24 protein-coding genes are annotated in these 22,693 nt (G+C 70.8%); 10 read left to right on the top strand and 14 right to left on the bottom strand.

Annotated features, from left to right (window positions below; all coding sequences use genetic code 11):
- Positions 1–258 precede the first annotated feature (258 nt).
- Positions 259–1,866, top strand: coding sequence for a GMC oxidoreductase (locus RBJ65_RS29110; RefSeq protein ID WP_306316979.1), 1,608 nt, complete (start codon positions 259–261; stop codon positions 1,864–1,866).
- A gap of 16 nt (positions 1,867–1,882) precedes the next feature.
- Here RBJ65_RS29110 and RBJ65_RS29105 read toward each other — a convergent pair whose 3' ends face one another.
- Entirely contained in the window at positions 1,883–3,295 is a 1,413-nt protein-coding gene (locus RBJ65_RS29105; protein ID WP_306316980.1) for a carboxypeptidase regulatory-like domain-containing protein, read from the bottom strand.
- A gap of 96 nt (positions 3,296–3,391) precedes the next feature.
- On the opposite strand from RBJ65_RS29105, the gene RBJ65_RS29100 reads away from it, so the two are divergent.
- Positions 3,392–4,030 (top strand): TetR/AcrR family transcriptional regulator, encoded by a 639-nt coding sequence (locus RBJ65_RS29100; RefSeq protein ID WP_306316981.1) that lies wholly within the window; start codon positions 3,392–3,394, stop codon positions 4,028–4,030.
- Positions 4,031–4,069: 39 nt separating this feature from the next.
- Here RBJ65_RS29100 and RBJ65_RS29095 read toward each other — a convergent pair whose 3' ends face one another.
- The gene (locus RBJ65_RS29095; protein ID WP_306316982.1) at positions 4,070–4,393 is read right to left on the bottom strand and encodes an N-acetyltransferase; all 324 of its coding nucleotides are present in this window, start codon (positions 4,391–4,393) and stop codon (positions 4,070–4,072) included.
- A gap of 141 nt (positions 4,394–4,534) precedes the next feature.
- Positions 4,535–5,281, bottom strand: coding sequence for an IclR family transcriptional regulator (locus RBJ65_RS29090; protein ID WP_306316983.1), 747 nt, complete (start codon positions 5,279–5,281; stop codon positions 4,535–4,537).
- A gap of 99 nt (positions 5,282–5,380) precedes the next feature.
- Between RBJ65_RS29090 and RBJ65_RS29085 the strand changes: the two genes are divergently transcribed.
- The 7 genes from RBJ65_RS29085 (at position 5,381) to RBJ65_RS29055 (ending at position 12,851) form a co-directional block, all read left to right on the top strand.
- A complete protein-coding gene (locus tag RBJ65_RS29085; RefSeq protein WP_306316984.1) occupies positions 5,381–6,145 on the top strand; it encodes an IclR family transcriptional regulator in 765 nt (254 codons plus the stop codon).
- A 103-nt stretch (positions 6,146–6,248) separates the two neighbouring features.
- Complete coding sequence (locus tag RBJ65_RS29080; protein WP_306316985.1) at positions 6,249–7,067, top strand: 2-keto-4-pentenoate hydratase; 819 nt, start codon at positions 6,249–6,251, stop codon at positions 7,065–7,067.
- Between the two features lie 3 nt (positions 7,068–7,070).
- Positions 7,071–8,024, top strand: coding sequence for an acetaldehyde dehydrogenase (acetylating) (locus RBJ65_RS29075; protein WP_306316986.1), 954 nt, complete (start codon positions 7,071–7,073; stop codon positions 8,022–8,024).
- Positions 8,021–9,070 carry a 4-hydroxy-2-oxovalerate aldolase gene (dmpG, locus tag RBJ65_RS29070; RefSeq protein ID WP_306316987.1) on the top strand — a complete coding sequence of 350 codons (1,050 nt, stop codon included), beginning with the start codon at positions 8,021–8,023 and terminating at the stop codon, positions 9,068–9,070. The genes RBJ65_RS29075 and dmpG overlap by 4 nt, the downstream gene beginning before the upstream one ends.
- A 223-nt stretch (positions 9,071–9,293) precedes the next feature.
- Complete coding sequence (locus tag RBJ65_RS29065; protein WP_306316988.1) at positions 9,294–10,154, top strand: alpha/beta fold hydrolase; 861 nt, start codon at positions 9,294–9,296, stop codon at positions 10,152–10,154.
- 16 nt (positions 10,155–10,170) lie between these two features.
- Positions 10,171–11,904 carry a bifunctional 3-(3-hydroxy-phenyl)propionate/3-hydroxycinnamic acid hydroxylase gene (locus RBJ65_RS29060; protein ID WP_306316989.1) on the top strand — a complete coding sequence of 578 codons (1,734 nt, stop codon included), beginning with the start codon at positions 10,171–10,173 and terminating at the stop codon, positions 11,902–11,904.
- On the top strand, positions 11,901–12,851 hold the full coding sequence (locus RBJ65_RS29055; RefSeq protein WP_306316990.1) for a 3-carboxyethylcatechol 2,3-dioxygenase: 951 nt from the start codon (positions 11,901–11,903) through the stop codon (positions 12,849–12,851). Before RBJ65_RS29060 ends, RBJ65_RS29055 begins: the two co-directional genes overlap by 4 nt.
- 37 nt (positions 12,852–12,888) lie before the next feature.
- Here RBJ65_RS29055 and RBJ65_RS29050 read toward each other — a convergent pair whose 3' ends face one another.
- From RBJ65_RS29050 to RBJ65_RS29035, 4 genes are all read right to left on the bottom strand, one after another.
- Positions 12,889–13,101, bottom strand: coding sequence for a ferredoxin (locus RBJ65_RS29050; protein ID WP_306316991.1), 213 nt, complete (start codon positions 13,099–13,101; stop codon positions 12,889–12,891).
- 9 nt (positions 13,102–13,110) lie between these two features.
- The gene (locus RBJ65_RS29045; RefSeq protein WP_306316992.1) at positions 13,111–13,797 is read right to left on the bottom strand and encodes a TetR/AcrR family transcriptional regulator; all 687 of its coding nucleotides are present in this window, start codon (positions 13,795–13,797) and stop codon (positions 13,111–13,113) included.
- Between the two features lie 2 nt (positions 13,798–13,799).
- Positions 13,800–15,047 carry a cytochrome P450 gene (locus tag RBJ65_RS29040; RefSeq protein ID WP_306316993.1) on the bottom strand — a complete coding sequence of 416 codons (1,248 nt, stop codon included), beginning with the start codon at positions 15,045–15,047 and terminating at the stop codon, positions 13,800–13,802.
- A gap of 121 nt (positions 15,048–15,168) precedes the next feature.
- The gene (locus RBJ65_RS29035) at positions 15,169–15,759 is read right to left on the bottom strand and encodes a DUF1648 domain-containing protein (RefSeq protein WP_306316994.1); all 591 of its coding nucleotides are present in this window, start codon (positions 15,757–15,759) and stop codon (positions 15,169–15,171) included.
- Positions 15,760–15,890: 131 nt separating this feature from the next.
- Between RBJ65_RS29035 and RBJ65_RS29030 the strand changes: the two genes are divergently transcribed.
- Positions 15,891–16,925 (top strand): polysaccharide deacetylase family protein, encoded by a 1,035-nt coding sequence (locus tag RBJ65_RS29030; RefSeq protein WP_306316995.1) that lies wholly within the window; start codon positions 15,891–15,893, stop codon positions 16,923–16,925.
- A gap of 44 nt (positions 16,926–16,969) precedes the next feature.
- Here RBJ65_RS29030 and RBJ65_RS29025 read toward each other — a convergent pair whose 3' ends face one another.
- The 7 genes from RBJ65_RS29025 to RBJ65_RS28995 form a co-directional block, all read right to left on the bottom strand.
- Entirely contained in the window at positions 16,970–17,668 is a 699-nt protein-coding gene (locus RBJ65_RS29025) for a polysaccharide deacetylase family protein (RefSeq protein WP_306316996.1), read from the bottom strand.
- The gene (locus RBJ65_RS29020) at positions 17,665–17,997 is read right to left on the bottom strand and encodes a hypothetical protein (protein ID WP_306316997.1); all 333 of its coding nucleotides are present in this window, start codon (positions 17,995–17,997) and stop codon (positions 17,665–17,667) included. Before RBJ65_RS29020 ends, RBJ65_RS29025 begins: the two co-directional genes overlap by 4 nt.
- 59 nt (positions 17,998–18,056) lie before the next feature.
- Entirely contained in the window at positions 18,057–18,905 is an 849-nt protein-coding gene (locus tag RBJ65_RS29015) for a class II fructose-bisphosphate aldolase (protein WP_306316998.1), read from the bottom strand.
- Between the two features lie 61 nt (positions 18,906–18,966).
- Positions 18,967–19,740: a DeoR/GlpR family DNA-binding transcription regulator gene (locus tag RBJ65_RS29010; protein ID WP_306316999.1), complete on the bottom strand. Its 774-nt coding sequence runs from the start codon at positions 19,738–19,740 to the stop codon at positions 18,967–18,969.
- Complete coding sequence (locus RBJ65_RS29005) at positions 19,730–20,752, bottom strand: D-2-hydroxyacid dehydrogenase (protein ID WP_306317000.1); 1,023 nt, start codon at positions 20,750–20,752, stop codon at positions 19,730–19,732. Before RBJ65_RS29005 ends, RBJ65_RS29010 begins: the two co-directional genes overlap by 11 nt.
- Positions 20,749–21,612, bottom strand: a complete 864-nt coding sequence (locus tag RBJ65_RS29000) for a carbohydrate ABC transporter permease (protein ID WP_306317001.1) — start codon at positions 21,610–21,612, stop codon at positions 20,749–20,751. Before RBJ65_RS29000 ends, RBJ65_RS29005 begins: the two co-directional genes overlap by 4 nt.
- Before the next feature lie 109 nt (positions 21,613–21,721).
- Complete coding sequence (locus RBJ65_RS28995) at positions 21,722–22,675, bottom strand: carbohydrate ABC transporter permease (RefSeq protein WP_306317002.1); 954 nt, start codon at positions 22,673–22,675, stop codon at positions 21,722–21,724.
- Between the last annotated feature and the right edge of the window lie 18 nt (positions 22,676–22,693).

Below are 22,693 nucleotides of genomic sequence, written 5' to 3'. Positions count from 1 at the left end.
CACCCCGCCTCACCGTCCTTCACCTCGGAGGCCCGCAGCATATCGACGCACGTCCGACGGGTACGGGGGCGGCCGCACTCCAGCACCTGCCGAGAACCCCAACTCCCGCGCGGCGACCGCGGCTTGAAATAGCACGCACAGACATCTTGTCACTCAGTGACAGGCACTCCTACTCTGCAGTAGCTGACCGGCGAGTAACACACGGCCCAGCTCGCCCACCGCCAACTCCACCCCCTCCCCCACTCGTTGGAGTCACGCATGCCCACTCCCAGCCGTCGCGCCGTACTCACCGGCGCCGCCGGACTCGCCGCCACCGCGACCCTCGCACCCCGGCCCGCATCGGCTGCCTCGGCCGCCCCGGCCCGCGTACGCCTGACCAGGGAGGACCACCGGGTCGTCGTCATCGGATCCGGATTCGGAGGCGGCGTCTCCGCGCTGCGCCTGGCGCAGGCCGGGGTGCCGGTCACCGTGCTGGAGCGCGGGCGGCGTTGGCCGACCGGGCCGGACGCCGAGACCTTCCCCCGGGTGTCCGGCCTCGACAAGCGGGCCCTGTGGTACGGCACCGTGCCCGAAGCCGTCCGCCCGCTCGCCAAACTCATCGGCACACCACTCGACTTCCAGCCCTACGCCGGGCTCCTGGAACCCGTACTCGGCGAGAACATCCTCAGCGTCTGCGCGGCCGGCGTCGGCGGCGGATCACTCGTCTACCAGGGCATGACCCTCCAGCCCTCCGAAGCGGTCTTCAACACCTGGCTGCCCGAAGCCCTCGACTACCGGCGCATGGACCGCATCCACTACCCGCGCGTCGCACGCATGCTCCAAGCCGCCACCGCCCCGGACGAGTTGATCGACTCCCCCACCTACTACGCGGCCCGCACCTTCGCCGACCGCACCCGACGGGCCGGGTACGGCGTCGAGAAGATCCCGATGCCGATCGACTGGTCGTACGCACAAGCCGAACTCCGCGGCGCCATGAAAGCCTCCTACACGAACGGCGACTGCGCGCTCGGCGTGAACAACGGCGGCAAGCACTCCGTCGACGTCACCTACCTCAAGCAGGCCGAAGCCACCGGCAAGGTCACCGTCCTGACGCACCATCACGTCACCTCCGTGGCACGGGCCGCCGACGGCCGCTGGGAGGTGACCGTCGACCGCACCGACGACTCCGGCACCGTCCTCGAACACAAGGTCCTCACCAGCCGCGCCCTGATCATGGCGGCCGGCAGCGTCAACACCAGCAAACTCCTCGTCCGCGCGGACGCCACCGGCGCCATCCCCGACCTGCCCGACGGCATCGGCGAGGGCTGGGGCGCCAACGGCGACCGCATCTACGCCTGGACCAACCTCCAGCAGGACTTCGGCAAGGAACAAGGCGGCCCGGTCGTCTACGGCAGCAAGGACTGGACCGACCCGCACACCGCGAACACCATCATCCAGGCCTCCCTGCCCCCGCTCGGCATCGACACCAGGACCACCATGCTCGTCGGCTTCGGAGTCAGCCCCGACCGCGGCCACCTGCGCTACGACTCCGCCACCGACTCGGTGTCCCTGCACTGGCCCCGCCACGGCGACACCGGCAGCTACCGCGCCATCGACCGCCGCGTGAAGGAGGTGTCCCGCGGCCTCGGCGCCCTGATCGACACCAACTCCCTGGTCAACAGCACCTGGCACCCACTCGGCGGCGCCCCCATGGGCACCGTCTGCGACCTCGACGGCCGCGTACGGGGCCAGAAGGGCCTCTACGTACTCGACGGCGCGCTCATCCCCGGCACCACCGGCGCGTGCAATCCCTCCATGACCATCGCGGCCGTCGCCGAACGCGCGCTGGACACCATCACCGCCCACGACATCGGCACGCTCATCTGAAACGCCTCCCGCGGAGTCACCATCGCGCCAGGCGCAGATCGAGCCGCGACGGGCGGGCGCCGCGGACGATTTCGCGGGTGACGGCCGGGTGGTGGGAGGGGGCCGTGCCGAGGACGATGACCGGGCCGTCCGGGAGCCCGCCGAAGGCGTACTCGCCGGAGGCGTCCGTGCGGGTGCGGACGAGGCGGCGGCCGTGCGGGGTGGTGACGGTGACCAGCGCGCCCACCGCCGGGGCGCCCTGATCGTCCGTCAGACGCCCGGTCAGGACCGGAACTTGATCTCCGAAGTGGTGCCTGGCGTGCGGGGCGAGCGCGGCCGGGGCGGGGACCTCCACCGTGGGGTCCTCCACCGCGGACGCGGGCGGCGCGTCCGACTCCGCCGCCACCCGGTTCAGGCGCGCCCGGTCCCGCCACGCACCCGCGGCCACCAGCAACACCCCGAAGACGACCCACGCGACGAGCACCAGCGTCGGCCTGGTGAGTCCCTCACGGCCGAAGTACGCGATCGAGTGCAGGGCGTCCACCAGGTTGCCGCCCGGCAGCACCGGGTGGAGCCAGCGGAAGAACGCCGGGAGCATGCTCGCGGGCACCGCCCCGCCACTGGAGGGCATGCCCAGCATCATGAAGACAGCCACGGCGACGCCGGGGAAGAACCGCCCGAAGATCCACACCAGTCCGTACGAGGTGAGGGTCACCGCCTCGGCCATCAGCGTCAGGTAGACCAGCACCAGCGGGTTGTCGCTGATCGCGTGCATGCCGAGTCCGGCGATCAGGTAGCAGAGCAGCGCGATGGCGAACGCGCCGAAGACGTAGGTCAGTACGTGCTTGGTCCGGCTGAAGCCGACCGCGCGCAGCATCGAGACGACCATGAAGTAGCAGGGCAGGGTGCAGGCGAGCACGATGTAGAGCGCGCAGGTACCGGCGGCGTCGCCGGGGAGCGTCGGCAGCAGCTCGCGCACCTTGAGCGGCAGGGCGCTGCCGGTGTGGGCGTGCTGGGCGGTGAGCTGTCCGACGGCCCGGACGGTGTTCTGCACCACCGATTCCAGCGAGCTGCCGTCGGCGCGCGCGGTGAGCAGCTGGGGTGCGGTGCCGGACACTCCGGCCCCTCCGGACGCGCCCGGGGCGTAGGCCGCGACCGCGTGCTGGTGGAGTACGTCGTAGCGCCCCTGCGCGAGCGTACGCACGCCGTGCAGGCGGAAGCCGCCGGGCGAGACGGTGTCGAAGAGCCGCTGCAGCGCGCCGAGCCGGGCCCCGCCACCGCTCGCGCCGGTGACCACGTCGAGCGAAACCCGGTGCGGCCGGGCGTGGAAGAAGGCCGGGATGTAGGAGCAGAGCACGCCGATCAGGAACACCGCGGGCAGCCACAGGCACTCCGCGAGCGTGCGGGCCGTGCCGGGGACGTCGGGGTCGCGTGGCGCAGACTTCAGCATGGTGGCACCGTAGGCACATGTTTGCACGACTGCAAAATTGCATCCATGCACATTTGGTGCACGGGTGGCCGCGAGATCACGGGCTAGGGTGAGCGGGTGAGCCCCGAGCCGTCGAACGTGTCACCCAACGAGCACTCGAACAACGAGCCCTCGCTGCGCGAGGCGAAGAAGCACCGCACTCGCGAACAGCTGCGGGACACGGCGATCCGGCTGGCGGCGGAGCACGGCCCCGGGGCGGTCACCGTTCAGGACATCTGCCGCGCGGTAGGTGTCTCGCCGCGCACGTTCTTCAACTACTTCGACGCCAAGGAAGACGCGTTCTTCGTCTGGGACCAGCAACTGACCCGCAAGATGCTGGTCCGCCTCGCCCAACGCCCCCTCGACGAACCGCCGTTGACCTCCCTCCGCCTGGCCATCGAAGAGGTACTTCCGGTGGCGGGCGCCGACGGGAACTGGCCCGTACGCCGACGCCTCCTCGCCGACCACCCCGAACTGATCGGCCGCCTGGCACACAGCCTGCGCACCAGCGAGGACCTCACCGCCGCCGAACTCGGCCGCCGGATGGGCGTCCCCGCCGAGAGCCTCCACCCGATGCTGCTCGCCGGAGCCGCGATGACCGCGCTCCGCACCACCCTGGTCACCTGGACCCCGCGCTCCGGAGTCAAGGGCCTGCGCACACTCCTCCGGGAGGCCTTCACCGAGATCGAGTCGGGGCTGCCGGGACCGCCCCACTGACCACCACTGGACCATGGCTTCGCGGCGAGGACTTCGAGGTCACCGACCGTCGGCCTCGTCGGCCAGATCATCCTGGTAGACGACGGACACGGCCCGCATCCCGAGCGCCTCGTAGAAGGCACGGCCTCCTTGGTTGCCGGGCGAGCAGTGAACGATCAACGGCCTCAGCCCACGCCCCCTCGCCCAGGCCCGAACCCGATCGACGAGCGCCCGCCCCACGCCGCTACCGCGCTGCCCGGGCGCGACCCACAACTCGTGGATCACGCAGCATCCGTGCTGATCCGGTCCGGCCAGGATGTAGCCGTGCTCGGTGCGGTACTTCACCCCGTTCGCCGGGGCCGGACGGTCGAGGTCGAACGGCACGGTCGCACCTTTCGGGTCGGACGCGGTGACCTGCGGAGCAGTCCCGCGCAGATCGGTGAATTCATCGGTCAGTCGGCGAGGCCGGCCCGGCGGCACCGAGGTGGCCGAGCAGTTCAAATCGGCCGCGCGTCGGCCTGCCGCTCATCCCAGAGCCGAGATGTCCCGTGCGGCGTCCCGCATCGCCGCCACGGAGTCACGCGCCACGTCTTCGCGGGACGTGATGAGGTTGACGCACATGTGCAGTGCGGGGTCGGCCAGGTGCAGGGGGACCGCGACGCCGTACGCACCTGGTTCGATCCGGCCGAAGGTCTGGGCGTAGCCCTGGTCGCGGGCTTGCGTGATCTCCACCGCCTCGCCCGGCGCGGGCGTCCGCAGGGAGGCGAGGGCGAGGCCGGCCGCGCCGACGCCGATGCGGTGGCGGCTGCCGACCCGGTAGCTGATGTGGTAGTCGACGGAGAGCGGTTCGACGACCGCGACGGCGACCGCCTCGTCGCCCTCGGCCGCGATCAGGGCGACCGTGGCACCGAGCTCGTCGGCCGTGCGGCGCAGCAGCGGCAGCGCGGCCTCGCGGACCCCGGCGGCGTACCCGCGCGCGAGCGTGACCGTGCCGGAGCCGGCCCGGTAGCGGCCGTCGGGCGCCTTGACGACCAAGTGGTGCTCCGCAAGCGTCACCAGGATCCGGTACGCGATGGTGCGGTGGACGCCGAGGCGCTGTGCCACGTCCTGCACGGCGAGTCCCTGCGGCTGCGCGGCGACCAGTTGGAGGGCCAGCAGTCCGCGTGCGAGTGTCTGCGAGCCGACGGCCTTGCCGGTGGCCGCGCCGGAACGGCCGCTCGGCGCGCCCTCGTGGTCCGCCTGCGTGTCAGCCGCCGCCTGGTTGTTGCTCATCCGGTCAGTCTACGTACGCCGTCGTGACACACCGTCACCAAGGGGCGTGCCCACCGTCCCGTACAGTCGGCACGTCACCCCACCCGGAAGGAAAGAACCGTGAGCGACGACGCGCCCAGTGGCGTCCTGGCCAAGGCGCTCACCGTGCTCCAGGCCTTCACGGTCGAGGACACCACCCTGGGGTTCGCCGAGTTGCAACGGCGTACGGACTTCGCGAAGAGCACCCTGCACCGGGTGCTCGGCGATCTGGTGGCGGCCCGGCTCCTGGACCGCGTACAGGGGCGTTACCGGCTGTCCGGGCTCGTCTTCGAGCTGGGGATGCGGGCGTCGGTCGAGCGGGGGCTGCTCGAAGTGGCCACGCCCTTCCTGGAGGACCTGTTCGTGCGGACGCACGAGCTTGTGCACCTGGGGACGCGTGAGGGGTCCGAGGTTGTGTACGTGGCCAAGATGGGGGGTCATCAGCAGGCCGACTCGCCTTCACGGCTCGGCGGGCGGATGCCGCTGCACGCGACGGCGATCGGGAAGGTGCTGCTGGCCCACGCCCCGGCCGAGGTGCGCGATGCCACGCTGCGCGGGCCGCTGGAGCGCAAGGCGCCGCGGACCATCACCAACGTCGAGGTCCTGCGGGGGCAGCTGTCCGACGTGCTCACCAAGGGTGTGGCCTTCGAGTACGAGGAGTCGGCGGTCGGCATCGTGTGTGTCGCGGCCGGGATCTTCGGTCCGGCGGACGAGATCGTGGCAGCGGTCAGCGTGACCGGTCCCGTGCACCGGTTCCAGCCCGCCCGGCACGCCAACAGTGTGCGCGCGGCCGCGGCCGGGATCTCCGCGACGCTCGGGCGGCGTGCGGAGCTGCGCAAGCACTGAGTCACTCGGTGACTCGGTCACTGAGACACCGATTCACGGCCGAGTTCCGCCACACGGAACTCGATGCTGGGCGTGGCGCCACCCCCGTGTCCAAGCTGAGGGCATGAACGAGACATCCCCCGGCGACGAAGCCGTCGCACAGGCCGCGCGCCGCCTCCAGCGCGCCGCCGCCGACCACGTGCCCTGCCCTCCGGTACGCGACCTCATCGGCAGCGACGACGTGAAGGCCGCGTACGCCGTCCAGGAGCTGCTCACCGCGCGCCGCCTCGAAGCGGGCGGCCGGGTCACCGGTCGCAAGATCGGGCTCACCTCGCCCGCCGTGCAGAAGCAACTGGGCGTGGATCAGCCGGACTTCGGGGTGCTGTTCGATGACATGAGCGTCGCCGACGGCGGCTGTGTGCCGGTCGGCGGGCTGCTCCAGCCGAAGGTCGAGGCGGAGATCGCGTTCGTGCTCGGCGCGGACCTCGCCGATGGCCCGCTCGACGACGCTCAGATCCGGGCCGCCGTGGCGCATGCCGTGCCCGCGCTGGAGATCGTGGACAGCCGGATCGCCGACTGGGACATCACCTTTGGTGACACGGTCGCCGACAACGGCTCGTCCGCGCTGTACGTGCTCGGCGCCCCGGCCAGGCCGCTCGCCGAGTTCGAGCCGGTCGAGGCGACGATGACGCTGACTCGGGGCGACGAGACCGTGTCCAGCGGCGACGGCGCGGCCTGCCTCGGCGACCCGCTCACCGCCCTCGGCTGGCTCGCCCGGACCGCGCGCGACTTCGGTGACCCGCTGCGGTCCGGCCAGGTCGTGCTGTCGGGTGCGCTCGGGCCGATGGTGCCCGCCGCGGCCGGGGACGCGTTCACCGCCGAGATCGGCGGACTCGGCTCCGTCTCCGTCCGCTTCCACACATCTTCCGACGAAGGAGCCTGAAGCATGAAGACCAAGGTCAAGGTCGCCGTCATCGGCTCGGGCAATATCGGCACCGACCTGATGATCAAGGTGCTCCGGCTCTCGGACACCCTGGAGATGGGCGCCATGGTCGGCATCGACCCCGACTCCGACGGGCTCGCCCGCGCGAAGCGGCTCGGCGTGCCCGTGACCGCCGAGGGTGTGCAGGGGCTCATCGCGATGGACGGCTTCGAGGACATCAAGATTGTCTTCGACGCCACGTCCGCGAAGGCGCACGTCGCCAACGCCGCCGCGCTCGCCCCGTACGGCAAGCAGCTCGTCGACCTCACCCCCGCCGCCATCGGCCCGATGGTGATCCCGGCGGTCAATCTCGACGACCATGTCGGCGCGGCCAACGTGAACATGGTGACGTGCGGCGGCCAGGCCACCATCCCGATCGTCGCGGCGGTCTCCTCCGTGGCGCCCGTCCCGTACGCGGAGATCGTCGCCTCGATCGCGTCGAAGAGCGCAGGGCCCGGCACCCGCGCCAACATCGACGAGTTCACCGAGACGACCAGCCACGCCATCGAGACGGTCGGCGGCGCCGCGCGCGGCAAGGCGGTCATCATCCTCAACCCGGCCGAGCCGCCGCTGATCATGCGTGACACGGTGCTCGCGCTCGTGAACGCGCCGGACGAGGCCGCCCACGACGCCATCCGCGCGGCGATCGCCCGGCGCGTCGACGAGGTGTCCGCGTACGTTCCGGGCTACCGCCTCAAGCAGCGGGTGCAGATCACGCCGGTCCCGGCCGACCAGCCCGTGCACACCCTCACCGCCGCCCCGGTCACCCATCAGGTGTCCGTGTTCCTGGAGGTCGAGGGGGCCGCACACTATCTGCCCGCGTACGCCGGGAACCTCGACATCATGACCAGCGCGGCCCTGCGGATGGCCGAGGCCATGGCCACACACACGCACACACTTGAGGGAGCCGACGCATGACCGCCGCGAACACCGCCGACAACGCCGCCGCGAACACCGCCACCAAGCTCTTCATCCAGGACGTCACCCTCCGCGACGGCATGCACGCCATCCGGCACCGCATCGAGCCCGAGCAGGTCGGGAAGATCGTGGCCGCCCTCGACGCGGCCGGTGTCGACGGCATCGAGGTGTCCCACGGCGACGGACTCGCCGGCGGTTCCCTCAACTACGGCCCCGGCAGCCACACCGACTGGGAGTGGATCGAGACCGCGGCCGCACACATCGAGAACGCCCGCCTGACCACCCTTCTCCTGCCGGGCATCGGCACCATCGAGGAACTGAAGCAGGCGTACGCGCTCGGGGTGCGCTCCGTGCGGGTCGCCACGCACTGCACCGAGGCCGACGTGTCGGCCCAACACATCGCGACCGCCCGCGAGTTGGGCATGGACGTCTCCGGATTCCTGATGATGAGCCACATGGCGGACGCCAAGACGCTCGCGGCTCAGGCCAAGCTCATGGAGTCCTACGGCGCGCACTGCGTCTACGTCACCGACTCCGGCGGCCGTCTGATGATGGACGGCGTCCGCGAGCGGATGCGCGCCTACCGCGACGTACTCGACCCGGCCACCGAACTCGGCATCCACGCCCACGAGAACCTCTCCCTCGCCGTCGCCAACTCGATGACGGCGGTCGAGGAAGGTGTCACCCGCGTCGACGCCTCGCTCGCCGGTCAGGGCGCGGGCGCGGGCAACTGTCCCATCGAGCCGTTCGTCGCCGTCGCGAACCTCAACGGCTGGGAGCACGGCTGCGACCTCTTCGCCCTCCAGGACGCGGCCGAGGACCTGGTGCGCCCGCTCCAGGACCGCCCGGTGCGGGTCGACCGCGAGACGCTCACCCTCGGGTACGCCGGGGTGTACGGCTCCTTCCTGCGGCACGCCGAGGCGGCGGCCGAGCGCTACGGAGTCGACGTCCGCACGATCCTCGTCGAGATCGGCGAGCGCGGCCTCGTCGGAGGCCAGGAGGACATGATCGTCGACGTGGCACTGGGGCTCGCGCAGGCGAGCTGACATCACGTACACCAAGGGCCGGGAGGGGCGGTGTCTCCCGGCCCCCGTCGGCATGCCCGTACGCCCATAGTCCCTGGTCACAGCGGTCAAGAGGCGTCAGGAACCCCTTGACATTCGTAGCGGGCGAGCGTTCCATCGATGTCACTGGCGTGTAAATAACGATCGCTGGCGTGCACATAAAGAACGCACACACAGAACGCATGCAAGAACGAGGAGTCGAGTCATGTCCCTCACCAAGGAAGCCGCGGCGCACGACATCGCCCTTCCGTCGGGCCCGCGCCTGCGCTACTACGAGGCCGGGGAGGCCGGCGCCGTGCCGGTCGTGCTGCTGCACGGGTCGGGGCCCGGCGCTACCGGCTGGTCGAACTTCTCGGGCAACATCGCCGAGATCGCCGCCGCCGGATTCCGTGTCATCGCGCCCGACATGCCGGGCTGGGGCGACTCCGACGCCCAGGCGACCAAGGACATGGACCACGACGCGACCCTCGTGGAGTTCCTCGACGCCCTCGGCCTGCCGAAGGCCGCCCTCGTCGGCAACTCGATGGGCGCCCATACCGCGGTCCGCTTCGCCACGCTGCACCCCGAGCGCATCACACACCTGGTGACGATGGGTGCCTCGCTCGGCCGCGGCCCGGCCTCCCTGTTCGGCGCAGGCGACGGCCCCAGCGAGGGCCTGAAGGTCATCGTGAAGGCGTACAAGGACGCGAGCCCGGAGAACATGCGGGCGCTCGTCGAGATCATGACGTACGACAAGGCGCGGTTCGCGACGCCTGAGCTGACGCGCGCCCGCTCCGAGGCGGCGCTCGCCCGCCCCGACCACCTGAAGAACTACATCGAGGGCCTCGCGCACGGCGCCCCCATACCGGTCAAGGTCGACCGCGACAGGATCCCCGGCATCGAGACGCCGACCCTGCTGATCCACGGCAAGGACGACCGTGTCCTGCACTACGAGACCAGCCTGTGGCTCCTCGCCAACATCCCCAACTCCCGTCTCGTCCTGCTGAATCGCTGCGGCCACTGGGCGATGATCGAGCACGCCGCCGAGTTCAACCGTCTCGTCATCGACTTCCTGTCGCACAACTGAACCGATCGGATCCAGCATGACCACCTTCGACACCGACGTCGTTGTCATAGGAGCCGGGCCCGTCGGCCTCACCCTCGCCAATCTGATCGGCGTCCGCGGCCACCGGGCCACCGTCCTGGAAGCCCGCCACGAACTGATCGACTATCCGCGCGGCGTCGGCCTCGACGACGAGTCCATCCGCACCCTGCACACCGCGGGCCTGTGGGAACGGGTCGAGCCGTACACCGTCCCGCACCACGTGGTCCGCCTCGTCAACGGCACCGGCCGGGTCCTCGCCACCAACAACCCCCGCACGCAGGAGTTCGGGTACCCGCGCAAGCACGGCTTCGTACAGCCGCTGGTCGACAAGGAACTCGCCGCGGGACTCGACCGCTTCCCCGGCACCGAACTCCGCTTCGGCCACAAGGTGACCGGCCTGGAGGACCGCGGCGACCACGTCGCCGTCACCGCCGAACTCAGGTCCCCTGAGGGCGAGTTGGTCGACAGCGTCACCCTCACCGCCCGGTACGCCGTCGGCTGCGAGGGCGGCAGCTCCTTCACCCGCAAGTGGATGGGCGTGGACTTCGAGGGAAAGTCGCCCTCGACCCGCTGGGTGGTCGTCGACGTCGCCAACGACCCGATCGGCACCCCGTCGGTCTACCTCGGCGCCGACCCGCGCCGCCCGTACGTGTCCATCGGGCTGCCACAGGGCATCCGCCGCTGGGAGTTCATGCTCCACGACGACGAGCCCACCGAGCTGTGCGACGACCCGGCCTTCATGCGCTCCCTGCTGCGCCGCCACGTCCCCGACCCGGCCGCGCTCCAGGTCATCAACCAGCGCACCTTCACCCACCACGGCCGCGTCGCCGCCGACTTCCGCAAGGGCCGCGTCTTCCTCGCCGGGGACGCCGCGCATCTGATGCCGGTCTGGCTCGGCCAGGGCTGGAACTCCGGGATCCGCGACGCCACGAACCTGGCGTGGAAGCTCAGCGCCGTCCTCGCGGACGACGCGTCCGACGCGCTCCTCGACACGTACAGCACCGAACGCCGCAAGCACGCCTCCGACATGATCGATGTGAACATGGCGGCGGGCGCGGTCATGAAGATGGGCCGCTTCGGCGGCGCGATGCGCGACGTCGCGGCGTCCGCGCTGAACCTCGTACCGAAGTGGAAGTCGTACTTCACCGAGCTGCGGTTCAAGCCGATGCCGCGCTACGCCGCCGGGGTCGTGGTCGACCAGGCGACGCTGACACCGGGCCGGGCGCGGGCCGGATTCAAGCGGGGCGGCGGGCTCGCACCCTTCGTTGACTCGGCCGGTGAACTCTCCCCGGTGGGGCTGCAGTTCATTCAGCCGAGGGTCAACACCTCCGAGGCCGCTGGGGTGTTGCTGGACGACGTCACCGGTGACTGGTGGACGCTCGCCACCTGGGGCACCGACCCCACCGCGTACCTCAACGCCGCCGATCTCGCGTTCGTGCGACGCCACCGCGTCAAGCTGGTCTCCTTCATGCCGGAGACCCAACGCGCATGGGCAGAGCGGCAGTTCGCGGACTCCCCGGCACCCATCACCGTCGTCGGCGACGGCACCGGCGCCCTCAAGGACTGGTTCGACGTCCGCGCCTGCGGCCTGGTCGTGCTGCGCCCCGACCACTTCGTGGCCGCCGCCTGCCTCACCCGGCAGGCACCACGGGCTCTCGCCGCGCTGCGCCGAGCCGCATCGCTGACCACCGAATCCGCCGATGAGCCCACCCGGGAAGGAGTCGCGGCATGACCGTCGCCCTCGTCACCATGTCGCACAGCCCGCTCCTTGAGTACGCGGATCCGCCCGCCGAGGTGAACGCGGCGGTCCAGGGCGCGTTCTCCGCCGCCCGCACCTTCGTACGGGACTACGACCCCACGCTGGTCGTCTCCTTCGCGCCCGACCACTACAACGGCTTCTTCTACGACCTGATGCCACCGTTCTGCATCGGCTACGAGGCGTTGGGCGTCGGCGACTACGGCACCGCCGCGGGCCCGCTGAACGTGCCGACCGAGCGCGCCGAGGAACTCGCCCAGTGGGTGGCGCGGCGCGACATCGACGTGGCCGTCTCCCGCCGCATGGAGGTCGATCACGGTGCGATCCAGCCGCTGGAGATCCTCTTCGACGGCATCGACACCGTGCCGACCATCCCGGTCTTCGTCAACGGCGTCGCCGAGCCGTTCGTGACGATGCGCAGGGTGCGCAGGCTCGGCGAGGCGATCGGCGGCTACCTGGCGGGACTGAAGGACGAGCGGGTCCTGGTCATCGGCTCCGGCGGCCTCTCGCACGACCCGCCGGTCCCCCAGTGGGCCACCGCCGACGGCGCCGCCCGCGCCATGCTCCTGAACGGCCGCCACCCCACGGCCGCGGCCCGCGACGCCCGCCAGCAGCGGGTCATCGACACGGCGAAGGCGTTCGCCGCCGGCACGGCCACGATCCAGGACCTCAACCCCGAGTGGGACCGCGCCCTGATGGCGACGCTCGCCTCCGGCGACCTCTCCCCCGTCGACGCGATGACACCGGAGCGGATGGCCGAGGAGGCGGGCAACTCCGCCCATGAGGTACGTACATGGGTCGCGGCGTTCGCCGCCCTTGGCGCGGCGGGTCCGTACGAGGTGGAGCACTCGTTCTACCGGCCGATCAAGGAGTACATCGCGGGGTTCGGGGTGATGGCGGCGCGTACGTCACTCACTGCGTGACATCGGTCGGCGCCGGCGTACACGGACGGCGGCTCGCTCACGCCGCGCCGCCGGGCGTGCCGCTCAATTCGATCGCGGCGGCCGGGCAGACGCTGGCGGCCTCGTCCACCAACACGTCCTGGTCCGCGGGCGGTTGGGAGTCGAGCAGGACCACGATGCCGTCTTCGTCGCGCTGGTCGAAGACCTCGGGTGCGATCAGTACGCACTGTCCGGCGCCGCAGCACTTGTCCTGGTCGACGGTGATCTTCATGGGGGTCACTCACTCCTTCGGTGTGGGGGTGGCGGGTGCGGCGACGAGGCCGCTGACGGCGTCGGCGAGGAGCGTGGCCGTGGCGCGCCAGGAGGCGGGTGGCACCTCGCCGCGTCCCACCCGTTCCTCGTGCTCGGCGCAGGTGTGCGTGATGAGGACGGTGGCCATCGCCCCGCGGGCGCGGCGTACTTCGTCCGGCACATGGCCGAGGAGTCCGCCGAGACCGCTGAGGACCGCGGCGAGGGGCCGCCGGTTCAGGGCGTCGTCGGTGAGCACGGCCCGCAGGACCGGGTCCGTCATGAGCTGCGAGGAGAACCGCGCGTACCAGGACGGGGAGTCGAGTCGGGCCAGGTACTCCGGTACGGGCCGCACCAGGCATTCGACCCACGCGCGCACGTCGTCGGGGTCGTCGATGCGGTCGAGCATGTCCTGGCGGATGCGTTCGGCGGCGGCGGAGTGGTGGGCCACGATGGCGCGCACCAGCTCGGTCTTGGAGCCGAAGTGGTAGCCGACGGCCGCCACGTTCCCCTGCCCCGCCGCCTCGCTGATCTGCCGGTTGGAGACGCCGCCGATGCCCTGCTCGGCGTAGAGGCGCTCGGCCGCGGCCATGATGGCGTGGCGGGTCTCCAGGGACCTGACGCCCGGCGACCGGCCCGTGGCGCGGGGTGCGGGGCGGGGCGCGTGCTCGGAAGGCACGCTCACCATCGCACCGGCAGTTCCCGCAGCGGCCCGGTCAACAGCCCCTCGACGTGACGCAACTCCGCGCGCTCCACGGCCAGTTCGAGGCCGGGAAGGCGGCGCAGCAGTACCTCCAGGACGGTCTGCATCTCGGTGCGGGCCAGTGGCTGACCGAGGCAGGAGTGCGGGCCCGCGCCGAAGGTGAGGTGCGGGTTGGGCGAGCGCGAGAGGTCCATGGTGTGCGCGTCCGTGAAGGTGCTCTCGTCCCGGTTGGCCGCGGACATGGAACACACCACGGTGGTCCCCTTCGGTACGACTTCGTCGCCGAACTCCACGTCCTCGTGGACGTAACGGACCATGCCGAGCCCGTTGCTGGGGTCGATGCGCAGGGACTCCTCGACCGCGGACCTGATGAGCGTACGGTCTGCGACGAGGCGTTCCCAGCGGCCGGCGCGGTCGGACAGCAGGTGGGCCACCATCAGGGCGATGAACCCGGCGGTGGTCTCGTGCCCGGCGAGGAGCAGCGCCTGTCCGGTGGCGACGAGGGCCTCGTCCGGCAGCACGGCGCCCTCGCTGTCCGGCGCGGTGAGCAGGAGCGTGAGGAGGTCCTCCTCGCCCTCGACGACCCGACCCGCCTCCAGGTCGGCCCGCTTCTCCTCGATCAGCCCCGTCATATATGCGGCGAACTCGCGCTGTGCGGTGGCCATTTCGTCGGCGGTGTACTTCGTCATGCTCAAGAACGTGTCCGACCAGCCCTTGAAGGCGTCCCGGTCCCGCTCCGGCACGCCGAGCATGGCGCAGATGACGTAGACGGGCAGCGGGAAGGCGAGCCCGGCCACCAGGTCGGCGGGGCCGGGCTTCGCGGTCATCTCGTCGATCAGGCGCTCCGCCACGCGCTCCATGTCGGGGCGCAGCGCCTGGACGCGTTTGGCGGTGAACCAGCGGCTGAGCCGCCTGCGCCACCGCTGCTGCCCAACGGCGTTGAGGGTGCGGGCCATTGGGCTGTTGAAGATGTCACCCTCGCCGTCGGACACCCGCGCGGCGTCCTCGCTCGCGGTGCCTTCGCGGCTCAGCCGCGGATCGCGCAGGGCGGTCCTGACGTCGTCGTAGCGGGTGAGCAGGGTGGCCTCGTCGCCGCTGGGCAGGGTCACGCGCGCGACCGGGCACTCCCGTCTCATCGACTCCCACTCCGGGGGCGCCTCGAGCGGCGCGGGCTGCGCGAACGGGTAGTGCCGAACCGCCGCTTCGTCCTGGGGTACGTGGGGCATGGCGGCCTCCGAAGTAGGTGCCTGGCGTGGCCACCCACCCAAGGTTAAAACAACTGATTGAAGCAAGCGGATGGCTTGATTCCAGCGTGAAGAGTCCGGAACGCGGCGGTCCGGGCCGCCGTTACCGCTGCCGCGGCCCACGGTCGGCCGCCCGGATCCGCTCGCCCTCCCTGCGGTCCCGCACACCCACGACGACCGTGGCCACCGCACCGACCCCGATCGGCGCCAGCATCCCGGCCAAGAACCACCACGGAACCTCGGGCGTGACAGTCGTGCGCCACATCACCAGGTTCCCGACGACGAACGACACCCCCACCCCGAGGTTGGTGCCGAGCACCGCCACCGCCATCCGCCGGGCCCCGGCGCGCGTCGCGGGACGCTGGCTGCCGGTGAGGGCGAACCGGGGCTCGCCGTCGGGAAGTTCGGCGGTCGGCGTGGCCCGCAACAGCAGCACGGCGGTGGCGGACAGCAGCGCGGTCACACCGACGTAGACGAAGACGAGCACGAACGCGCCGCCCACGGACTTGTCCGTCCAGGCGTCCACACCACCGCCGCCTATGTGCTGCGGGATGCGGTCGGGCAGCCGCGGATACACGGCGACGCCCCAGACCACCATCCCGGCCAGCAGCAACACATTGGCGGCCAGCCAGGGCCAGGGGAATCGCGGTGGCGTGTACGAGGGTGGTGTGTACGACGGTTCCGGCATGCGCATGGCCCCATTGTGCGGGAGCGTGACCGCGGCCCGAACTGAGCAATATCAGTCAACCTCTGCATGTTATTGCCGCTCTTCGCTCGAACGAGCAGAGTGAGGAGGTCAGTTGAGTACCGCAGCGAGGATCCGGCATGTCTCCTTCTTTCACCGAAATCACCCCGCGGGACGCCCATGCCGCCAGTCAGGATCTGGTGGTTCGGCGTCGTGGTGTGCCGATGTATGTGTCCCTGCGTTCGGCCTCGGCCTCGGCCACCGGCGTGGGTGACCCGCCCTCCGGCTCCCCGCACCCGGCCGACGCCGAACTGGCGGAGGCCTTCTCCGTGTCCCGGCCGCAGCTCGAAGCGCCCGGCGAGGAGGAGACCGTGATACGGACGTTGCAGGCCCTGGCCTACGCCGGGCTTGGGCCCCACCGCGCGGCCACGACCGCCGACCACGCACCCGCCGACCAGGGGCCCGCCGCACCCCGGCCCTTGTCGACCGATCTCGGCGTCAGCACGCGCGGCACCGAGTCCGACCTGCGGGCCGGCCACTATCTCCGCGTCGTCAACTACCACAACACGCCCGCCAGTTGGAAGGACGAACTGGTCGCCGAGCTGCGCGGGTACGCGAAGGACTTCGAGTCCGTCGAGGTCGACGATCTCGAACGCTTCGCGCGGACCGGCGTGTGGCACAAGTCCCGGCCAGGGCTGCTGCCCGTGTTCTACGAGGGCTACCGGGACAACTACGACGTCGCGGCGGCGGCCTGCGAAGAGGCCGGGGTCGTCGGGTGGTTCTTCGTCTGCACGGCCTTCGTGGACACCCCGGTCGACGCCCAGTACGACTACGCCCTCGCGCATCGGATCAAGCTCGTGCCGGAGAATCCGCGCGGGGAGCGGCTCGCCATGACGTGGGACGAGATCGCCGATCTGCACCGGCGCGGCCATGTGGTCACCCCGCACACCGCCTCCCACGCCCTCGCCCGCAAGGTCCTCGCCCCCGAGGACATCGAGCGCGAGGTGATCGAACCGAAGCGGCGCATGGACCGGGCCACCGGTGGCTCCGCGCTGTGCACCGCCTGGCTCGAAGGCACTTCCTGGACCGGTGAGTCGGCTGCCGACCGGGCGCTGGTCGAGGCCGGCTACCGCTTCGTGTTCAGCAACACCATGGTGCAGCGGTTGCCCCGCTGAGGCCGGGGCGGGGGCGCGGCAGGGCCTGTCGTTTGGATCAGGCCCTAACCGATGTACTGGATCATCGTGTTGCCGAACTGGTAGCGGTAGCCCGCCTCGCGCAGCGCCGCGTCCACCGCCGGGTTCGCTCCGTAAGGCGTGCCCCACAGGAAGGCCGTGCTCGCGGCGTCCTGTCCTGTGACCGCGTCCATCCGGCGCTTGGGCTCAAGGATCTCCCGTCGCAGGTCGAGGTCGGTGTGCAGGGAGGCGGCCTCCGCGTGGTTCGCGGTGTGCGGGGTGACCACGTGGCGGCGGCTCAGTTCGGCGACGTCGTCCCATGTCATGGCGAGCCGGTCGCCCTTCGTGTTCTCCGGCACCAGGTCGATGTGGTGGGCGTTGGCGTAGTCGTACTGGTCGGCGACCGGCACGTCCAGGAACGCGGTGCAGATGAAGAACCAGGCGGTCAGGCCCGCCTCCTCGGCCAGCGGCGCGGCGACCTCGGCGTTGTTGCGGTAGCCCTCGTAGAAGACCGGGACGGCCCCGGGGCGGTCCTTGTGCCAGCGGCCGGTGGAGCGGAACAGGTCGAGGTCCTCCAGGGTGACGGACGAGAAGTGGGCGGCGAGCTCGGTCAGTTCCCCGCGGATCTTGTCCGTGTCGGCGTGCGGGGTGTTGTGGTAGTTCACCACGCGCAGGTACCGGCCGGACCGCAGGGCCTGCTCCTGGCCTTCGAAGGACGGCAGTCGGGTGCGGGCGGACGTGTTCATCGTCGGGTCTCGTCCTTCTGTGCGGCGGGGTGCTGGGGCGTGAAGTGGGCGGCGCCCATGACCTGGAGGACTTCGATCAGCGCGGGTTCGGAGTCGCCCGGGGCGTCCGGGACGAGGGCGCCCCGGTAGTGGCGGAGCAGCCCGGCGAGTTCCTCGCCCTCGGCGTCTGCCGGGGCCTGGTCGCTGGCGGGTGCTTCGCCGTCGGGTACGGGGGCCTGGAGGGCCAGGAACATGGGGATGCCCTCGCGTTCGAGGGCGCGTTCGCCGAGTTCGGTGAGCAGGGCGCGGGGGTCGGGGACGGGTTCATGACGGGGTGCGGGGGTGGTCACGCTCGCGACTCCTGTGACGTCGTGGTGCGGAAAGGCTGTTCTGGTAAGGCTGTTCGTGCTCAGAGGGCGACCGGGGCGGAGGTCAGGAGCCGGAGCCGTTCCTCCGTGGCCGCGGCCACCGCCTCGCGGCCCGCCGCCAGATAGCGCCGTGGGTCCACTCCCGCGTACGCGTCCAAGTCGGCGCGTACGGCTCGGGTGAAGGCCGCGCTCAGATGCGTACCGAAGTTGATCTTTCGCATGCCGTGGTCGATCGCCGCCCGGAGTGCCTGGTCAGGGACGCCGGAGGAGCCGTGCAGGACGAGCGGCACCTCGATGGCGTCCCGGAGCCGGGCGATGAGGTCCTGGTCCAGGGTGGCGGTGCGTTCGGTCATCGCGTGGGAGCTGCCGACGGCCACGGCCAGGGCGTCGACGCCGGTCGCTCGTACGTAGTCGGCTGCTTCGGCCGGGTCGGTGCGGGCGGTCGCGGAGTGGACGCCGTCCTTGCCGCCGATCTCGCCCAGTTCGGCCTCGACCCATATGCCGTCGTGGTGGAGGCGCGCGGTGACCTGCGCCGTCCGGTCGACGTTCTCCGCGTGCGGCAGCCGCGAGGCGTCGAACATGACGGAGCCGCAGTCCAGTTCCCTTGCGCGCAGGGCGAGTTGCTCGTCCTCTACGTGGTCGAGGTGGAGGGCCAGCGGGACGGAGCAGCGGCGGGCGACGGCGCTCGCGGCGGCGAGCAGTGGGGCCGGGTCGTCGTGGTGGTAGCGGACGGCGTTCTGGCTGACGGCGAGGACGGCCGGGGCGTCGGCGGCCTCACAGGCCTGGGCGACGGCTTCGGCGTGCTCCAGGGTCACGATGTTGAAGGCGAGGACCGCGGACGCTTCGCGTACGGCCTGGTCGAGCAGGGTGGCGGTGGGGACCAGGGGCATGGGGCACCTCTGCGTAACGGTGGATTTCAACGGTGGGTTCTGACGCGGAGCGGAGCGCGCCTTACGCGTGGACGACGGTGCTGCCGCGCTCGTCGAGGGCTCGACACACGGTGTGTTCGGGGTCGGCGTCGGTGACGAGGGTCGCGACGCGGTCGAGCGGGGCGAGGCGGACCGGGCCGCGGCGGCCGAGCTTGGACTCGTCGGCGAGGACGACGACGCTGCGCGCGGCGGCGAGGAGGGCGCGGTCCGTCTGGGCCTCGTCGACGTGGGCTCCGGTGAGTCCCGCGTCGGCGTCGAGCCCGAACGCGCTGGTGATGATGTGGCCGATCTGCAGTTCGTGCAGGGCGTGCTCGGTGAGGTGGCCCAGCAGGGACTGCTCGCGGTGGCGCAGGACGCCGCCGAGCACGATCACGTCGATGTCGGGCGTGGCCGACAGGGCCCCGGCGATCGGCAGCGCGTTGGTCACCACGGTGAGGCCGCGGCGCTCCCCCAGCCTGGCGGCGAGCGCTTCGGTCGTGGTGCCGCCGCTGATGAGGACGGTGCTGTGGTCGGGGATCAGCCGCAGGGCGGCCTCGGCGATCCGGCCCTTCTCCTCCAACTGCGCCGAGGCGCGCTGCGGCTGCTCCGGTTCGTGGGCCCCGTCCACAGTGGTGGCGCCGCCGTGCACCCGGCGCAGCATGCCCTGCAGTTCGAGGTCGCGCAGGTCGCGGCGGACCGTGGACGCGCTGATGCGCAGCAGGTCGGAGAGCTCTTGGACGTTGACGGTGCCGCGGCGGCGCAGCCGGGTCAGTACGGCGTGCCGGCGCTGTGGGGCGAGCAGGTAGTCAGTAGCCACGGGAACGGTCCACCAGGTTGATCAGGTCGCGGCCCGCGAGGAAGCGCTCCACGTTCGCGCTGACGAGTTCGAGGGTCTGCTCGTAGTAGTCGGGAGCGAAGCCGGCGACGTGCGGGGTCAGGACGGTTCCGGGCTCGGTCCACCAGGGGTGGTCGGCGGGCAGGGGTTCCTCGTCGAAGACGTCGAGGGCGGCGCCCGCGATGCGGCCCGAGCGGAGTCCGGCGCGCAGTGCGGCTTCGTCGACGATGCCGCCGCGGGAGACGTTGACGACCATCGCGCCGTCCTTGAGTGCGCCGAGCGCGGCGGCGTCGATCATGCCGCGTGTCTCGTCCGTCAGGGGGCAGGTCACGACGAGGTAGTCGCAGCGGTTCATGAACGCGTGGAGTTGGTCCGGGGTGTAGAGCTCGGCCTCGCCGGAGCCCGCGGCGGGGCTCCCGAAGAACTCGCCTGCTCGCGCGCAGCGGCCGCGCTTGAGGCCGAGCACGGTCATGCCGAACTCCCCGGCGAGGCGGCCTATTTCGCGGCCGATGCGGCCGTAGCCGACGACGCCGACGGTGGCGCCGCGCAGCCCGCGCGGCATGAGGGTGTTCCAACGCTCGTCGAGCGAGGGCCACTTGCCACTGTTCCGCACCTCGATGGCTCGGGGCAGCCGGTGCGCGAGCCCGAGCAGCATCATCATCACGTACTCGGCCATCGGGACCGGTGAGATGCCGCCGATGGAGGTGAGCGGCACCGGAAGGTCCCAGACGGCGGTGTCCTTGAGGTGGTCCGCGCCCGAGGTGTCGAGCTGGATCCAGCGCAAGTCCGGTGCCGTGTCGGGGGTGTTCGGGAAGACGGAGCCGGTGTGCAGGATCCGCGTCCGGCGCCACACCTCCTCGGGCACGTCCGCAGGGGAGGCGGCGGGCACCTGGGTGACGGTGAGCTCCGGGTGGCTCGCGCGCAGCCGGTCGAGCCACCAGTCGGGGAACGAGAGGGTGCTCAGGTAGTGGACGGGGGACGAAGAGGTGGTCACTTGATTCCCGATCGTGCGAAGCCCTGGACGAAGTACTTCTGGAAGCAGAGGAAGAGAACGACCATGGGCAGGACGGAGATGAGCGCGAGCGCCATGATGGCGCCGTAGTCGGCGGTGTACTGGCCGTTGACGAACTGCATGCCGACGGCGAGCGTGTACAGCCGCTCGTCCTTGAGGACGGTCAGCGGCCAGGCGAAGTCGTTCCACTGGTAGAGGAACGTGAGCAGTGACAGCACCGCGATGAGCGGCTTGCACAGCGGCAGGACGACGGTGAGGAAGGTGCGCAGCTGTCCCGCGCCGTCCATCCGCGCGGCCTCGATGACCTCGTCGGGGATGCCGAGCATGAACTGCCGGGCGAGGAACACCCCGAAGGCCGTCGAGGCCGCGGGGACGATGACGGCCCAGAAGCTGCCGAACATGCCCAGGGCGCTGACGAGTTTGAACTGAGGCACCATCAGCACCTGCACGGGCACGGTCATCGTGCTGAGCATGACCAGGAAGAGCAGGTTGCGGCCGCGGAAGCGCATCTTCGCGAAGGCGTATCCGGCCAGCAGGTTGCAGGAGACCGTGATGAGGACGACGAGGCAGGTGATGACGGTCGAGTTCATCGCCCAGGTCCCCACGGGCAGCCGGAACACACGGCGGAAGTTGTCCAGGGTCGGCGCGCTCGGCCAGAAGCGGAGTTGCGAGGTGTGCAGGTCCGCGATGGGCGAGAAGGCGACCAGGACCATCCAGAACAGGGGTAGGGCCATGGCGAGGCCGATGACGACGGCCGCTGCCGTACGGAGATGGCGCGCGCGGTCGCGTCGTCCTGGTCGGGTCGTCGTTCCAGGGAGCCGGGCGGAGAAGGTGACGGACATCGGTGTCCTTAGGAAGAGGAGTGCCCTTGAGGGAGCGAGTCCTTGAGAGAGCGTGCCCTTGAGGGAGGGTGTCCTTGCGAGAGCGTGTCCTTGCGGGAGGGCGAGGGGGTCAGCCGACGGTGTCCCTGTTGCGGCTGAACCGCCACTGCAGCGCCGTGAAGATCATGACGATGACGTACAGGACGATGCCGATGGCGGCCGCGTAGCCCTGCTGCCGCCCTTCGAAGCCATTGCGGTACGCGTACGTGATCATGACGTCGGTGGCGTGTCCCGGCCCGCCGAGGGTCATCACGTAGACGGTGTCGAAGACTTGGAACGAGTAGATGACGTTCATGATGAGCAGGAAGAACGTCGACGGTCCGAGCAGCGGGACCGTGATGTTGCGCAGCCGCTGCCACGGGCCCGCGCCCTCGACCTCGGCCGCCTCGTACATCTCGGGTGAGATGCCCTGCAGGCCGGCCAGGTAGATCACCATGTTGAAGCCGACGCGCATCCACAGCGTGATCAGTACGACGGAGACCATGGCGGTGCCTCCGCTGGTCTGCCACGGCGCGGCGGGCAGGCCGAACGTCGCGAGCAGCTTGTTCAACAGGCCGATGTTCTGGTCGAACATCAGGGTGCCGATGAGCGCGGTCGCCACGCCGGAGATGACCATGGGCAGGTAGACGAGGGTCCGCCACAGCGGGCGGGCGGGCATCACCTTGTTGAACAGCAGGGCGACGCCGAGCCCCAGGGCCATCTCCACCGGCACGGTCGCCACGCAGAAGACGCCGGTGTTCAAGGCGGTGCGCCAGAAGACCGGATCACCGGCCAGCTGGCGGTAGTTGGCGAGTCCCGCCCAGGTGGGGGACGTGAGTCCGGTGCTGTACTGGAAGCTCAGCACCAGCGCCATGACCAACGGGACCAGCAGGAAGACGGTGACCAGGATCAGGTTCGGGCCGAGTGTGCAGTAGGCGGCGAGTGTCTCGCGAAAGCGCGCGGCGCTACGTTTCCGGGGCGCGGGCGGCGTGCTGACCGGGGTGGGTGGGCGCAGGTCGCGTGGCGGCGAGGCGGTGGTGGCCATGGCAACTCCTGTGTGCGG

This window comes from Streptomyces sp. KL109B (assembly GCF_030766935.1).
Classification (GTDB): domain Bacteria; phylum Actinomycetota; class Actinomycetes; order Streptomycetales; family Streptomycetaceae; genus Streptomyces.
This window is presented reverse-complemented; position numbering and strand designations above follow the sequence as displayed.

Bases quoted from the DNA above. Each gene is read 5' to 3' on its own strand.
- RBJ65_RS29105 (WP_306316980.1), bottom strand. From the start codon at position 3,295: ATGCTGAAGTCTGCGCCACGCGACCCCGACGTCCCCGGCACGGCCCGC.
- RBJ65_RS29065 (WP_306316988.1), top strand. From the start codon at position 9,294: ATGTCCCTCACCAAGGAAGCCGCGGCGCACGACATCGCCCTTCCGTCG.
- RBJ65_RS29055 (WP_306316990.1), top strand. From the start codon at position 11,901: ATGACCGTCGCCCTCGTCACCATGTCGCACAGCCCGCTCCTTGAGTAC.
- RBJ65_RS29090 (WP_306316983.1), bottom strand. From the start codon at position 5,281: ATGAGCAACAACCAGGCGGCGGCTGACACGCAGGCGGACCACGAGGGC.
- RBJ65_RS29030 (WP_306316995.1), top strand. From the start codon at position 15,891: ATGTCTCCTTCTTTCACCGAAATCACCCCGCGGGACGCCCATGCCGCC.
- RBJ65_RS29015 (WP_306316998.1), bottom strand. From the start codon at position 18,905: ATGCCCCTGGTCCCCACCGCCACCCTGCTCGACCAGGCCGTACGCGAA.
- RBJ65_RS28995 (WP_306317002.1), bottom strand. From the start codon at position 22,675: ATGGCCACCACCGCCTCGCCGCCACGCGACCTGCGCCCACCCACCCCG.
- RBJ65_RS29080 (WP_306316985.1), top strand. From the start codon at position 6,249: ATGAACGAGACATCCCCCGGCGACGAAGCCGTCGCACAGGCCGCGCGC.
- RBJ65_RS29025 (WP_306316996.1), bottom strand. From the start codon at position 17,668: ATGAACACGTCCGCCCGCACCCGACTGCCGTCCTTCGAAGGCCAGGAG.
- RBJ65_RS29110 (WP_306316979.1), top strand. From the start codon at position 259: ATGCCCACTCCCAGCCGTCGCGCCGTACTCACCGGCGCCGCCGGACTC.
- RBJ65_RS29050 (WP_306316991.1), bottom strand. From the start codon at position 13,101: ATGAAGATCACCGTCGACCAGGACAAGTGCTGCGGCGCCGGACAGTGC.
- RBJ65_RS29040 (WP_306316993.1), bottom strand. From the start codon at position 15,047: ATGCCCCACGTACCCCAGGACGAAGCGGCGGTTCGGCACTACCCGTTC.
- RBJ65_RS29075 (WP_306316986.1), top strand. From the start codon at position 7,071: ATGAAGACCAAGGTCAAGGTCGCCGTCATCGGCTCGGGCAATATCGGC.
- RBJ65_RS29060 (WP_306316989.1), top strand. From the start codon at position 10,171: ATGACCACCTTCGACACCGACGTCGTTGTCATAGGAGCCGGGCCCGTC.
- dmpG (WP_306316987.1), top strand. From the start codon at position 8,021: ATGACCGCCGCGAACACCGCCGACAACGCCGCCGCGAACACCGCCACC.
- RBJ65_RS29035 (WP_306316994.1), bottom strand. From the start codon at position 15,759: ATGCGCATGCCGGAACCGTCGTACACACCACCCTCGTACACGCCACCG.
- RBJ65_RS29000 (WP_306317001.1), bottom strand. From the start codon at position 21,612: ATGTCCGTCACCTTCTCCGCCCGGCTCCCTGGAACGACGACCCGACCA.